At 62.9% G+C, this 13,514-nt stretch carries 11 protein-coding genes; 5 read left to right on the top strand and 6 right to left on the bottom strand.

What is annotated here, in order from left to right:
* Positions 1–127 precede the first annotated feature (127 nt).
* Together NA637_RS22070 and ompR are read right to left on the bottom strand one after the other, a co-directional pair.
* On the bottom strand, positions 128–1,447 hold the full coding sequence (locus NA637_RS22070) for an ATP-binding protein (protein WP_256074666.1): 1,320 nt from the start codon (positions 1,445–1,447) through the stop codon (positions 128–130).
* A 92-nt stretch (positions 1,448–1,539) separates the two neighbouring features.
* Positions 1,540–2,277, bottom strand: coding sequence for a two-component system response regulator OmpR (gene ompR, locus NA637_RS22065; RefSeq protein ID WP_256074665.1), 738 nt, complete (start codon positions 2,275–2,277; stop codon positions 1,540–1,542).
* Positions 2,278–2,516: 239 nt separating this feature from the next.
* Between ompR and NA637_RS22060 the strand changes: the two genes are divergently transcribed.
* From NA637_RS22060 to NA637_RS22045, 4 genes are all read left to right on the top strand, one after another.
* On the top strand, positions 2,517–4,826 hold the full coding sequence (locus NA637_RS22060; protein WP_256074664.1) for a Tex family protein: 2,310 nt from the start codon (positions 2,517–2,519) through the stop codon (positions 4,824–4,826).
* 1 nt (position 4,827) lies between these two features.
* Positions 4,828–5,214 (top strand): PaaI family thioesterase, encoded by a 387-nt coding sequence (locus NA637_RS22055; RefSeq protein WP_256074663.1) that lies wholly within the window; start codon positions 4,828–4,830, stop codon positions 5,212–5,214.
* 138 nt (positions 5,215–5,352) lie between these two features.
* Positions 5,353–6,933 (top strand): glutamate--cysteine ligase, encoded by a 1,581-nt coding sequence (gene gshA, locus NA637_RS22050; RefSeq protein ID WP_256074662.1) that lies wholly within the window; start codon positions 5,353–5,355, stop codon positions 6,931–6,933.
* 254 nt (positions 6,934–7,187) lie between these two features.
* Positions 7,188–7,367: a hypothetical protein gene (locus NA637_RS22045; RefSeq protein ID WP_256074661.1), complete on the top strand. Its 180-nt coding sequence runs from the start codon at positions 7,188–7,190 to the stop codon at positions 7,365–7,367.
* A gap of 29 nt (positions 7,368–7,396) precedes the next feature.
* On the opposite strand, the gene argA is transcribed toward NA637_RS22045, so the two are convergent.
* From argA to NA637_RS22025, 4 genes are all read right to left on the bottom strand, one after another.
* Positions 7,397–8,698: an amino-acid N-acetyltransferase gene (argA, locus tag NA637_RS22040; RefSeq protein WP_256074660.1), complete on the bottom strand. Its 1,302-nt coding sequence runs from the start codon at positions 8,696–8,698 to the stop codon at positions 7,397–7,399.
* Between the two features lie 102 nt (positions 8,699–8,800).
* Positions 8,801–9,955: an acetylornithine deacetylase gene (gene argE, locus NA637_RS22035; RefSeq protein WP_256074659.1), complete on the bottom strand. Its 1,155-nt coding sequence runs from the start codon at positions 9,953–9,955 to the stop codon at positions 8,801–8,803.
* A gap of 101 nt (positions 9,956–10,056) precedes the next feature.
* Complete coding sequence (locus NA637_RS22030; RefSeq protein WP_256074658.1) at positions 10,057–11,322, bottom strand: inorganic phosphate transporter; 1,266 nt, start codon at positions 11,320–11,322, stop codon at positions 10,057–10,059.
* A 38-nt stretch (positions 11,323–11,360) separates the two neighbouring features.
* Positions 11,361–12,038 carry a TIGR00153 family protein gene (locus NA637_RS22025; RefSeq protein ID WP_256074657.1) on the bottom strand — a complete coding sequence of 226 codons (678 nt, stop codon included), beginning with the start codon at positions 12,036–12,038 and terminating at the stop codon, positions 11,361–11,363.
* A 104-nt stretch (positions 12,039–12,142) separates the two neighbouring features.
* On the opposite strand from NA637_RS22025, the gene NA637_RS22020 reads away from it, so the two are divergent.
* Positions 12,143–13,507 carry an inorganic triphosphatase gene (locus NA637_RS22020; protein ID WP_256074656.1) on the top strand — a complete coding sequence of 455 codons (1,365 nt, stop codon included), beginning with the start codon at positions 12,143–12,145 and terminating at the stop codon, positions 13,505–13,507.
* Positions 13,508–13,514 lie beyond the last annotated feature (7 nt).

The following is a 13,514-nucleotide window of genomic DNA, read 5'->3' as shown; positions in this document are numbered from 1 at the left end:
CTGGACAGAGTTTTGCTCGGACTTCCCTGCGTCACAAGCGCTTTCTGCTTTTTCTTGAAGCTTGAAGCTTGAGAGCCTGCCGCCGCTTTTTTGTCCAGCCTTACTGCCTCCAGCGCTGTTATCGTCGTTACGCTTTGATCGCATCCCTCGGCAGCAACAACCCCAACGGCAGACTCACCCGCGCCTCGAGCCCGCCGCCTTCGCGGTTGCGTAACTCGATCACACCACCATGTTGCGAAGCGATCCGCTTGACGATCGCCAGCCCCAGCCCGGCACCCTGCCCGCCACGTGCCCTGTCGCCGCGGATGAACGGATTGAATATTTCGCCGAGCTCCCGCGGATCGATGCCCGCGCCCCGATCAAGCACGCTGAGCACCACATAAGGCGCATTGCTGTCACCCGAAACATGAGCGGCCACTTCGACACCATGGCCGCCATAACGCAGCGCATTTTCGATCAGATTCACCAGCAGCCGCTTGATCGAAACTCGCCGTAACGCCAGTTGCGGCATCGGCTCGACGCACAGCCGCACGGTTTCCTGCTGCTGGTTGTAGGGTGCCACCACCTCGCGGATCAGCTCGCCGAGGTCGGTGGTTTCCACCGGCTCGTCGCTGCCATCGCGAACGAAGGCGAGGAACTGATCGAGAATCGCGTTCATGTCCTCGATATCGCGAACCATGTCCTCGGCCAGCTCGGCGTCGCTGGACATCAGTTCGAGGGACAACCGCAAGCGCGTCAGCGGCGTGCGCAAGTCGTGCGACACGCCGGCGAGCATCAGTTCTCGCTCGCGGCCAGCCTGTTCGACGTCCTCTGCCATCTGGTTGAACGCGCGATAAACCTCGGTCATCTCGCTCGGCGTGTCGCTGATGGGCAACCGCACGCTACGCCCCTTGCCGATCTGCCGGGCCGCATAGACCAAGCGCTTGAGCGGCAGGTTGAGCTGGCTGACAAAGATCCAGGCGGCGGCTGTGGACAGCAGGCCAATGCCGAGAAACCAGCCGAGCACGCTCCAGATCCGCTGACCGCGCAACGGGTAGGCGTACAACGGCACCTGCAACCAGTCCGGCCCTAGGCTTGGCGCACGGACCCAGATGGCCGTGTCAGGCTGAATACGCACCCGCACATCGGTTTCGACACCGAGTTCGGCCTGCATCTGCCGCTGGAAGATTTCCGTGTAAGGCCAGTGGTATTCGCTGGGCGGCACATCGTCCATGGTGACGCGCTGCAAGCCCGCCGCCGCTGCGATGCGTTCGCGGTTTTCCTCGTCAGCGGCCCAGTAGGCACGCAAGGTCAGCGCCGCACCGTGGCTGTATTGACGATCGACCATGACGTCCTCGTTCATCATCAGGTACACCAGCATCAGTACCTTGGAGAACAGCACCACGATCAGCACCATCCACAGGGTGCGGGCGAAAAAGCTTTGCGGGAACCAGAGCGGGGTTTTCATAAAGTAAAAGCCGACAAGAACGCCAGAGGTTTGAGGCTGGACGGAAAAGCGCCATCGTTCAGCCTCAGGCCTCCAGCGCTTTGATCGGCTTTTCAGCCCTTGTTGCCATCCGGCACGAACACGTAGCCGACGCCCCAGACGGTCTGGATATAGCGCGGCTTGGACGGATCCGGCTCGATGAGCCGGCGCAAGCGGGAAATCTGCACATCGATGGACCGCTCCAGCGCATCCCACTCACGGCCACGGGCCAGGTTCATCAACTTGTCGCGGGTCAGCGGCTCACGCGCATGTTGCACCAAGGCCTTGAGCACGGCGAATTCTCCGGTGGTGAGCATGTGCACCTGATCGCCCTTCTTCAGCTCACGGGTGCCGAGGAACAGCTGGTAATCACCGAAGGTCACCGTTTCATCCTCGCTGCCCGGTGCACCTGGCACCTGTGGCGCCTGGCGGCGCAGTACCGCGCGGATCCGCGCCAGCAGCTCACGGGGATTGAACGGTTTGGCCAGGTAATCATCGGCACCCTGTTCCAGCCCCTGGATCCGGCTGGTCTCGTCGCCCTTGGCGGTGAGCATGATGATCGGGACCTGATTGCCGCCGGTACGCAGCCGGTTGCATGCGGACAGGCCGTCTTCGCCCGGCATCATCAGGTCCAGTACGACCAGATGGAACAGCTCACGACTGAGCAGCCGATCCATCTGTTCAGCACTCTCCACGGTTCGCACCCGATAGCCTTGCTCATCAAGAAACCGCTCGAGCAGACGCCGCAGACGGGCATCGTCGTCAACAATCAGGATCTTTTCGCCTTCGCTGGCGGGCGCAGTGCTGCTCATGGAAACTCCCGGAAAAATCGTCAACGCATTATGCGCACAGTGATGAAGGCACAGCGGACGCCATTGTTAGCAGATTTTTCCCAGAAGCAGCGGCAAGCGGCAAGCTCCAAGCCGCAAGCATTTTGATTAGCTCGTCGGCACGGTTTACTTGAAGCTTGCCGCTAGGAGCTTGCCGCTGCTTTAATCCCGCCTTTTCGCGCAGGCCCGGCCTGCATGGTTTGACTGACCCAGGTAGGTTCATGGACAGCATCAACTCCCGCATTGCCGCCGAATTGGGCGTGCGCCCGCAACAGGTTGCCGCCACCGTGGCGCTGCTCGATGAAGGCTCCACCGTTCCCTTCATTGCCCGTTACCGCAAGGAAGTCACCGGCAGCCTGGACGATACCCAGCTGCGCCTGCTGGAAGAGCGCCTGCGCTACCTGCGCGAACTGGATGACCGCCGCGCGTCGATCCTTTCCAGCATCGAGGAACAAGGCAAGCTCACGCCTGAGCTGAAGCGCGAGATCGACCTGGCCGAGACCAAGACTCGCCTGGAAGACCTCTACCTGCCCTACAAGCAGAAGCGCCGCACCAAGGGCCAGATCGCCCTGGAAGCCGGCCTGGGCGAACTGGCGGACGCGATTTTTGCTGATCCCGAGCTCGACCCTGAAAGCGAGGCCGTGCGTTTCGTCGATGCCGAGAAAGGTTTCGCCGACACCAAGGCGGTGCTCGAAGGCGCCAAATACATCCTCATGGAGCGTTTCGCCGAGGACGCCAACTTGCTGGCCAAATTGCGCGATTTTCTGACCCACAACGCCACCTTGAGTGCGCGGCTGGTGCCGGGCAAGGAAACCGAAGGGGCCAAGTTCAGCGACTATTTCGAGCACGACGAACCGCTCAAGAGCACGCCGTCACACCGCGCACTGGCGATCTTCCGCGGGCGCAACGAAGGCGCGCTCAGCGTCAGCCTGAAAGTCGGCGATGAAGCGCCTGGCAGCATGCACCCGGGCGAAGTGATGATCGGCGAGCGCTTCGGCATCGCCAACCGTGGGCGTGCCGCAGACAAGTGGCTCGGCGAAGTGGTGCGCTGGACCTGGAAGGTCAAGCTCTACACGCATCTGGAAACCGACCTGCTCGGCGAACTGCGCGACAAGGCCGAGGATGATGCCATCGGCGTCTTCGCGCGCAACATGCATGACCTGCTGCTGGCCGCACCGGCCGGCCCGCGCGCCACCCTGGGCCTCGATCCGGGCTTGCGCACCGGCTGCAAGGTGGCGGTGGTCGATGCCACCGGCAAATTGCTCGATACCGCCACCGTCTACCCGCACGCCCCGCGCAACGATTGGGACGGCACCCTGGCCGTGTTGGCCAAACTCTGCGCCAAGCACAGCGTCGACCTGATCGCCATCGGCAATGGCACCGCCAGCCGTGAAAGCGACCGGCTCGCCGCCGACCTGATCAAACAGGTGCCGTGCCTCAAGCTGACCAAGGTGATGGTGTCCGAAGCCGGCGCTTCGGTGTATTCGGCCTCCGAACTGGCGGCCAAGGAATTCCCCGAGCTGGACGTGTCGATCCGTGGCGCGGTGTCCATCGCTCGCCGCCTGCAGGATCCGCTGGCAGAACTGGTGAAGATCGAGCCCAAGGCCATCGGCGTGGGCCAGTACCAGCACGACGTGTCCCAGTTGAAACTGGCGCGCTCGCTGGATGCGGTGGTTGAAGACTGCGTGAACGCCGTCGGCGTCGACGTCAACACCGCCTCGGTGGCGCTGCTGGCGCGGATTTCCGGCCTGAACGCCACGCTGGCGCAGAACATCGTCGCCTACCGCGACGCCAATGGCGCGTTCAAGGCGCGCAACGAATTGAAGAAGGTCCCGCGCCTGGGCGACAAGACCTTCGAACAGGCCGCCGGCTTCCTCCGTGTGATGAACGGCGAAAACCCGCTGGACGCCTCTGCGGTGCACCCCGAGACCTATCCGCTGGTCAAGCGCATGGCTCAGGACACTGGCCGCGACATCCGCTCGCTGATCGGTGACTCGGCGTTCCTCAAGCGCCTGGATCCCAAGCAGTTCACCGATGAGAGCTTCGGTCTGGTCACCGTCAGCGACATCCTGCAAGAGCTGGAGAAACCCGGCCGCGATCCGCGCCCCGAGTTCAAGACCGCCGAGTTTCAGGACGGCGTGGAAAAGCTCAGCGACCTCACGCCCGGGATGGTGCTCGAAGGTGTGGTGACCAACGTGACCAACTTCGGCGCCTTCGTTGACATCGGCGTGCATCAGGACGGCCTGGTGCACATCTCCGCGTTGTCCGAGAAGTTCGTCAAGGATCCCTACGAAGTGGTCAAGGCGGGCGACATCGTCAAGGTCAAGGTCATGGAAGTGGACATTCCGCGCAAGCGCGTCGGGCTGTCCATGCGCATGAGCGACACCCCTGGCGAAAAAGCGGACAACATGCGCGGCAGTGGCAACAACCGTGGCGGCGAACGCAAGGCGGCAAAACCAGAAACCAAGCCGGCACCGACCAATAACGCCATGGCCGCGTTGTTCGCCAAGGCCAAGAACCTGAGGAAATAAGATGCGCGAAGTCGAGGCAGTGGGCAGCAGCAGCGCCTTTGGGCGCCTGTTGGGCCTGGAAATCATCAAGGCCGACAATGGCGAGGCGCTGCTGCGCCTGGCGATGCACGACGGCTTGCGCAACCTGCACGGCAAGCTGCACGGCGGCGCGCTGTTCTCGCTGATCGACACCGCCATGGGCCAGGCCAGCCACAGCCTCAACGGCGGCGAACCCAACAGCGTCACCCTGGAATGCAAGGTCAACTACATTCGCCCGGTGACCGAAGGCGAACTGACCTGCCGCGCCTGGGTGGTGCACGGCGGCCGGCGCACTCAGGTGCTCGAAGCCGAAGTCCATCAGGGGCAAAAGCTGGTGGCCAAGGCGCAGGCGACCTTCGCCTGTCTGTAAAAGCGGCAAGTTTCAAGCTACAGGCGGCAAGTAAACGCACCCTGTTATCCCCTTGCCGCTTGGAGCTTGAGGCTTGAAGCTTGAAGCTGGTAGTTCGCCGCCCCATATTGTGCCGACTGACGCGTGAAGGAATTCCAATTGAGCAATCTTCTCTCCCACCGCCTGGCGCTGCTGGCCGAGCACCACAACCTGTCGCTGCTCTCGCAATGCCTGCATGGAATCGAGCGAGAATGCCTGCGCGTCGACACCGACGGTCAGCTGGCACTGACCCCGCACCCGCGCGCGCTGGGGTCGGCACTGACCCACCCGAAGATCACCACGGACTATTCCGAAGCGCTGCTGGAGTTCATTACCGGCACCGAAACGGACCCGGCCAAGACACTGGCCGAGCTGGACGCGATCCATCGCTACACCTACAGCAAGCTCGGCGACGAGCTGCTCTGGAGCCCCTCGATGCCCGGCCGCCTGCCGGACGAGTCGCAGATTCCCATCGCCAAGTACGGCAGCTCCAATATCGGCCGGCTGAAATATGTCTATCGCCAGGGGCTGGCGCTGCGCTACGGCAAGACCATGCAGTGCATCGCCGGCATCCATTACAACTTCTCGTTGCCCGAGGCGCTGTGGGCTGTCTTGCAGGCCGATGAAGGCGATAAACGCTCGCAACAGGATTACCAGTCCTGGCGCTATATCGCGCTGATTCGGAATTTCCGCCGCTACAGCTGGCTACTGATGTACCTGTTCGGCGCCTCGCCCGTGCTGGACGCGAGCTTTATGCGCGGTCGCTCGCACCAGCTCGAGCAGCTCGACCAAGACACCCTGTATCTGCCCTACGCCACCAGTCTGCGCATGAGCGACCTGGGCTATCAGAGCAACGCCCAGGCCGGCTTGACGCCCTGTTATGACGACCTGCCGAGTTACACCACCAGCCTGCACGAGGCGGTGTCCACGCCTTACCCCGAGTATGCGGCGCTCGGCACCAAGGACGCCGACGGCAACTGGCAACAACTCAACACCAACGTCTTGCAGATCGAGAACGAGTACTACTCGAACATCCGCCCCAAGCGCGTCACCGACACTGGCGAGCGCCCACTGCATGCGCTGCGAGCGCGCGGCATCCAGTACATCGAGGTGCGCTGCCTGGACATCAATCCTTTCCTGCCGCTGGGTATCGACCTCACCGAAGCGCGGTTCCTCGATGCCTTCCTGCTGTTCTGCACGTTGCAGCAGAGCCCTTGCCTGGCAGAAGGCGAATGCCGGGCCAGCAGCGACAACTTCCTCAGCGTGGTCAAGGAAGGCCGCAAACCCGGGCTTGAACTGCGGCGCTGCGGTGAAGACGTCAGCCTGCAGCAATGGGCGAACGAGCTGATTGCGCAGATCGGCCAGGTCGCCGACCTGCTGGACCGCAGTCACGGTGGTGATGAGCATGCTCGCGCCGTCGCCGCGCAACAGGCCAAGGTTGCAGACAGCAGCCTGACGCCTTCGGCCCGCGTGCTCGACGAGCTGCAGCGCAACGGCGAAAGCTTCAGCCAGTTCGCGCTGCGGCAGACCCGTCAACACGCCGACGATTTCCGTAGCCGGGCGCTGTCAGATGCCGACATGGCCTGGTTCGACGAAGCCGCACGCAGTTCGCTGGCACAGCAGGCGCAGGTGGAAGCCGCGGACACTCAGGACTTCGACAGCTTCGTCGAGGACTATCAGCGCAGTTTGACGCAGCTGTAGCCGCGGCAAGACCGCGTAGGGTGGGCTTTAGCCCACCGCTTGCTTCTGAAAACCGCTCATCCTCTCGCCTGGCCTCTGCCCGGCGGCGCCGATCTTGGTGGGCTGAAACGGAGCGCCGCCCGGCCCACCCAACAACTGAAAATGCCGCTGCGAGAAATGAACTTTCCCCTCCTTCTCAGGGTTCCACTATGTGTCTTCGTCGCGCCGATGCAGCGCGCCGAAGCCTCAAGAACAATAAGAAGAGAGGTACATTCATGTCGCTATTTGACCTGTTGGTGTCCGCTCGCAAGGGCAGCCTGACCACCGCAATCACCATTGCCTTGCTGATCGGCCTGATTCTGCAGATCGACGGACTTATCCCAGACCCCCGCTATTCATTTTCCGCAGACGCGGTCGAGGCTCGCTCAGCGAGCCCCTACGCGACGCCGGACTGATTCGAGGCGGCGCACGACCGCTTCGTCGATCACAGCGCCTTTTCGAAGATCTTCGAATTGCGCTGGAAGTTATAGAGCGATGCGCGTGCCGCCGGAAGACGCTCGACGCCGCTAGGCTCGAAACCGCGTTCGCGGAACCAGTGCGCCGTGCGTGTGGTGAGCACGAACAGGGTTTTCAGGCCCAACTTGCGCGCCCGCGCCTCGATACGCTCGAGCAACTCGTCACCGCGCCCACCATGGCGATATTCGGGATTGACCGCCAGACAGGCCAGCTCGCCCGAGTCGGAATCGGCGATCGGGTAGAGCGCCGCGCAGGCGATGATCAGCCCATCGCGCTCGACGATGCTGAACTGTTCCACCTCGCGCTCGAGCACCTCGCGTGAGCGCCGCACCAGAATGCCCTGCTCTTCCAGCGGCGTGATCAGATCAATCAACCCCCCGACGTCCTCGATGGTCGCCTCGCGCAGCTGCTCGAACTGCTCCTGGGTCACCAGCGTGCCATCACCGCCGTCGCGGGTGAACAGCTCATTGAGCAACGAACCGTCCTCGGCATAGCTGATCACGTGGCTGCGCCGCACACCGCCCTTGCAGGCTTGCGCGGCGGCATCCAGCAGCTCGGCCTGGTAGGTGCCGACGAGGCGCTCGAGGTACGCCGGAATCTGCGGCGGGCGCAGTTCGCGCACCAGCTTGCCGCTTTCATCACGCAGGCCGCGCTCGGACCCGTAGAGCACCAGCTTGTCGGCTTCCAGATCGATGGCGGCACGGGTGGCGATGTCTTCGCAGGCGATGTTGAAGATTTCACCGGTCGGGGAATACCCCAGCGGCGAGAGCAGCACGATGGTGCGCTCATCCAGCAGCCGGCCGATGCCTTTGCGATCAACGCGACGCACTTCGCCGGTGTGCTGGTAATCGACGCCATCGTGCACACCGATGGGTCTCGCGGTGATGAAGTTGCCACTGGCCACCCGCAGCCGCGCGCCCTGCATGGGCGAAGCTGCCATGTCCATGGAAAGACGGGCTTCAAGGGCGATGCGCATATGCCCGACGGCATCGATCACGCATTCCAGCGTGGCCGCGTCGGTGATGCGCAGGTCACGGTGAAAGCGCGGCTCGATACCCCGTGCGGCCAGCCGCGCCTCGATCTGCGGACGTGAGCCGAACGCCAGGACCAGACGCACGCCTAGGCTGTGCAACAGCACCAGATCGTGAACGATGTTGGCAAAATTGGGGTGTTCCAGGCCATCGCCGGGCAGCATGACGACGAAGGTGCGGTCACGATGCGAGTTGATATACGGCGATGAGTCGCGAAGCCAGGTGACGTAGTTGTGCATTGCGCAAGCCTTAGATAACAGCTTTGTTCAGTCCGGAAGCCGGGTCGAGTATGGAGATGCAGGGAGCAGGTTCACGCTACGATCATGTCGCCAGACCTGCTCCTATCCTCGGCCTGATTGCAGGCAATAGTATTCGATCATCCCGCGCAACACCCTCACGGTGGGTTCGATTCGGTCCAGGTCCAGGTATTCGTCCGGCTGGTGCGCGCAGGCGATATCACCCGGGCCGAGCACCAGCGTCTCGCAGCCAAGCTGCTGAAGATAAGGCGCTTCGGTGGCGAAGGCCACTGCCTCGGCGGCATGGCCGGTAAGGCGTTCGGCCAGTTTGACCAGCTCGGCCTCGGCAGGCTGATCGAAGGCCGGTACGCTGGGGAACAGCGGCGCCAGGTCGATCTTCACCTGATGCCTGTCAGCCACCGGACGCAGGCGCCCGGCGATAGCATCGCGTAGCTGATCAGGCTCCATCCCCGGCAGGGGCCGCAAATCGTACTCCAGCGAGCACTGGCCGCAGATGCGATTGGGGTTGTCACCGCCGTGGATGCAACCGAGGTTGAGTGTCGGCTGCGGTACGTCGAACAGCGGATTGTTGTACTGACCCTGCCATTCGCGGCGCAGCGTCATCAGCTCGCCGATGACGTCGTGCATGGCTTCCAGGGCGCTATGACCATAAGCGGGATTGGACGAATGCCCGCTCTGCCCCTGGATTTCGATGCCTTCCATCATGATGCCCTTGTGCAGGCGCACCGGCCGCAGCCCGGTCGGCTCGCCGATCACCGCGGCGCGCCCCAGCGGCCGTCCGGCATCGGCCAGCGCGCGGGCACCGGACATGGAGCTTTCTTCATCGCAGGTGGCCAGGATCAGCAGCGGCTGGCGGAACGGTTGATCGAGCAGCGGCAGTACCGCCTCGATGATCAGCGCGAAGAAGCCTTTCATGTCGCAAACGCCAAGGCCATACCAGCGGTCATCGGCTTCGCGCAGTTGCAGTGGTTCGGCAGTCCACAATTCGGCATCGAAAGGCACGGTATCGCTGTGCCCGGCCAGCACCAGCCCGCCAGGGCCGCTGCCGAAGCTGGCGAGCAGGTTGAACTTGCCGGGGGTGATCTCCTGCACTTCGCAGGCAAAGCCGAGATCGCTCAGCCAGCCTGCAAGCAGGTCGATGGCCGGCCGGTTGGTCTGATCCCAATGCGCCTGGGTGCAACTTACCGAAGGCGCGGCAATAAGCGCGGCGAACTGGTCTTTAAGCGAGGGGATGGGCACCAGCAGCCTCCTGAAAGACGGGAAAAAGAAGGCACCCAGTGAAACACGAAACGCGCCGCCGCAGCTTTACCATCGGGGTAAAAACTGCGGCGGCGCGTCGATCAGACGAAGATCGCCTTGAGGAGGGTGAAGAACACTATTGCCAGGAAGGCCCCCGCTGGCAGTGTGATCAGCCAGGACATGAAGATCGACCCGACCACACCGAGGTTCAGTGCGCCGATGCCACGAGCAATGCCGATGCCCAGGACCGCACCGACCAGGGTGTGGGTGGTGGATACCGGCAGGCCGATGGCGGACGCACCGACCACCGTGGTCGCGGTCGCGAGTTCAGCGGCGAACCCACGGCTTGGCGTCAGCTCGGTGATTTCCTTGCCGATCGTGGCGATTACCTTGTAGCCGTAGGTGGCCAGACCGATGACGATACCGAGGGCGCCCAGCAGCAGCACCCAGCCCGGCACCGGAGACTTGGCAGCGATTTCCGCTGCGCCGCCGGACTGGATGACACCGACCACGGCCGCCAGCGGGCCGACCGCATTGGCCACGTCGTTTGCACCATGGGCGAACGCCATGGAGCAGGCGGTAAAGATCATCAGCACGGCAAACACCTTTTCCACGCTGGCGTAGTGAAAGGTGCGATCAGCCTCGACATCGAGCTTGATCCGCGACAGCAGCGCGATCCCCGCCAGCATCACCAGCACGCCAATGGCGAACGCCAACAGGATGCCCTGGCCGCCGCTCAGGGTCAGGCCGACATGCTTGAGGCCCTTGGTGACCGTCATCAAGGCAACCATGAACCCCGTCAGGAACATGTACAGCGGCACGAAGCGCTTGGCATTGAGAAACGGATCGTCGGTGTTGATGATCAGTTTCTGCACGCTCATGAACAGGCCAAAGGCGACGATGCCGGACAGCATCGGCGTCACCACCCAGCTGGCCACGATGGGGCCGATGGCCTCCCAGTGCACCGCATCGGTAGACACGCCGACCGCGGCAAAGCCGATCACCGCACCGATGATCGAGTGCGTGGTGGAAACCGGCCAGCCTTTCATGGTGGCGATCATCAGCCAGGTGCCGGCTGCCAGCAGCGCCGACATCATGCCCAGCACCATTAAATCGGGCGATATGACTTCAGCATCGACGATGCCGTTCTTGATGGTCTCGGTGACCTCGCCGCCCGCCAGGTAGGCACCGCAGAACTCGAAGATCATCGCGACGATGATGGCCTGCTTGATCGTCAGCGCCCGGGAACCCACCGAGGTACCCATGGCATTGGCCACGTCATTGGCGCCTACGCCCCAGGCCATGAAGAAACCGAAAGCGCAGGCGAGCACGAGAAGTACGGAGCCGTATTCCGCGATAAAGGACATAAGGAATTACCTGTTGAACCAGAAAAGACGCTGGCGCCTCAGCGCGCCAGCAATTGTTCCAGACGGTTGCCGACTCGCTCGGCACGGTCAGCTACGTCACCGATCCATTCGATGATCTTGTAGAGGAACATCACGTCGACTGGAGGCAAGTCCTTTTCCAGCTTGAACAGGGCACGGCGAACCGTGATCTGCATGCGGTCGGTTTCGCGCTCGATTTCCTCGAGCTCCTCGACCATTTTCTCGACCAGCGTGGCTTCACGGCCGGCAAAGCCGGTTTCCAGCAACGAGTCCAGTTCCTTCAGCGCTTTCAGCGCCTGGCAGCTGGCGTCGACGCTGCGCTGCACGAAGGCCAGCATTTCCGGCTGCAGCGCCGGCGGGACGGTCATGCAGCGGCCCAGCATCAGGCCGGCGATGTCCTTGGCACGGTTGGCAATTTTGTCCTGTACACTCAGCAGTTCCAGCAGATCCGAACGCGGAACCGGCAGAAACAGGCTTTTTGGCAGGTGTTGACGGACACTTTTCTTGAGCTTGTCGGCCTCGTTTTCCAGTCGGGCCATCTCTTGCTGGATCTGTTCGACCCGGTCCCAGTCTTCGGCTGTGATCGCCTGGAACAGCGGCACCAGATTGGCGGCACATTCGTGGGATTTAGCCATGTGCTGCTGCATCGGCCCAATAGGCGAGCGTCCGAACAGGCTGACGAAAGGATTGATTGGCATAGGGAGCACCCCGGCTGCAGAAGGCGGCAAGTATACGGATGACCTCAAAGGGCCGCTACCAAGTGACGCAGGTCACACTCAAACATAGGCATCATCTCGGCACCATGCAGAAAGAAACCGAAATCAAACTGCGCGCCAGTCGCGAAACCCTGGCGGCCCTGCGCGAGCACCCGCTGCTGAAGAAACGCAACAAGAGCGGCTGGCAGCGGCACGAATTGCTCAACCAGTACTTTGACACGCCCGCGCGCGATCTGGCTCAGGCAAAGGTCGCGCTGCGCCTGCGTCGCGACGGCGAGCAGTTCATCCAGACGTTGAAAAGCCGCGGTCAGAGCGTGGCTGGGCTCTCCGAACGCAACGAGTGGGACTGGTACCTGGACAAGGCCAAACTGGACGTAAAAAAGCTCGCGGATGATTGCTGGCCGGCGAGCCTCGCCGAGCTGGACAAGAAGACCCTGAAGCCGATTTTCACCACGGACTTCGTCCGCGAAAAAGCTGAAATCGCTTGGGGTCGCGGCAAAGCCAAGGTGGTTATCGAAGCGGCGCTGGATCTTGGCAAGGTCGTGGTCGGCAAGCAGAGCGAGGACATCTGCGAGCTGGAACTGGAGCTGCGCCAGGGCGAACCCGAGGCCCTGCTGGAACTGGCCGCCGAGCTGGCCGCCGAGCTCCCGTTGATGCCCTGCGACATCAGCAAGGCCGAGCGCGGTTATCGCCTGTATGACGCCGACAGCTACTCGCTGAGCCTGCCGGCACCCCAACTCGACGCAACGATGCCCTTGGATGATGCCTTCGCCGCGCTGGCCTGGCAGCTGCTGGGCAATAGCCAGCGGTTGGCCGAACAGTACCGCTTCAACGGCCACTGGAAACTGCTCGGCGACTGGCTGCAGCAACTGGTCGAGCTGCGCGCCCTGCTGGGCAGCCTCGGTCAGGCCGCTCCGCGCGCCACCAGCCGCGAACTGCGCGAACAACTCGATGCATTGATCCAGGAATGGCGCCCGAGGGTCGAAGCCGGACAGGATGACGAAAGCGTACGCAAAAGCGCACCCGAGGCCTTTGCCGCCGAGCTGGCGCAGCCGCGCTGGGGATTGTTCTCGCTGAAAGCCTCGCTCTGGCTGCTGCAGCGCGGCTGGACCGCCGGGCGCAACAATCGTGGCAACCGCCAGGGCGCCGCCGAGCTGGGCAACTGGTTGCCCCGCCTGCTCGGGGAGGAAGCCCAGGCACTGCAATTGCTGCGCTATCAGCAACAGCCTGAAGACCTCGCGGAACAGCGCCCGCGCATGGAGCGGCTGCTGGTCTGGCTGCACCTGGCCCGCACCACGCTGGAGCTGCAGGAAGCCGACCGTCTCTATGGCGAACTGGCCAAGCTGTACGAATTGGCGGGGCAGCCATTGGATGAGGAGTTGCTCGAAGCTCGCATGGAGCAGGCTCGGGTGGTCTGGACGCTCAAGACCTGGAAGCTGCTGACGAAGTAAGCTGCAA

The sequence above is a fragment of the Stutzerimonas stutzeri genome (assembly GCF_024448935.1).
Taxonomy (GTDB): Bacteria; Pseudomonadota; Gammaproteobacteria; order Pseudomonadales; family Pseudomonadaceae; genus Stutzerimonas; species Stutzerimonas stutzeri_AO.
This window is presented reverse-complemented; position numbering and strand designations above follow the sequence as displayed.

What these genes read in the sequence shown, in the direction of transcription:
- argA (WP_256074660.1), bottom strand. Translation starts at nt 8,698, where the DNA reads ATGCACAACTACGTCACCTGGCTTCGCGACTCATCGCCGTATATCAAC.
- ompR (WP_256074665.1), bottom strand. Translation starts at nt 2,277, where the DNA reads ATGAGCAGCACTGCGCCCGCCAGCGAAGGCGAAAAGATCCTGATTGTT.
- NA637_RS22020 (WP_256074656.1), top strand. Translation starts at nt 12,143, where the DNA reads ATGCAGAAAGAAACCGAAATCAAACTGCGCGCCAGTCGCGAAACCCTG.
- NA637_RS22055 (WP_256074663.1), top strand. Translation starts at nt 4,828, where the DNA reads ATGCGCGAAGTCGAGGCAGTGGGCAGCAGCAGCGCCTTTGGGCGCCTG.
- NA637_RS22045 (WP_256074661.1), top strand. Translation starts at nt 7,188, where the DNA reads ATGTCGCTATTTGACCTGTTGGTGTCCGCTCGCAAGGGCAGCCTGACC.
- NA637_RS22070 (WP_256074666.1), bottom strand. Translation starts at nt 1,447, where the DNA reads ATGAAAACCCCGCTCTGGTTCCCGCAAAGCTTTTTCGCCCGCACCCTG.
- NA637_RS22030 (WP_256074658.1), bottom strand. Translation starts at nt 11,322, where the DNA reads ATGTCCTTTATCGCGGAATACGGCTCCGTACTTCTCGTGCTCGCCTGC.
- NA637_RS22060 (WP_256074664.1), top strand. Translation starts at nt 2,517, where the DNA reads ATGGACAGCATCAACTCCCGCATTGCCGCCGAATTGGGCGTGCGCCCG.
- NA637_RS22025 (WP_256074657.1), bottom strand. Translation starts at nt 12,038, where the DNA reads ATGCCAATCAATCCTTTCGTCAGCCTGTTCGGACGCTCGCCTATTGGG.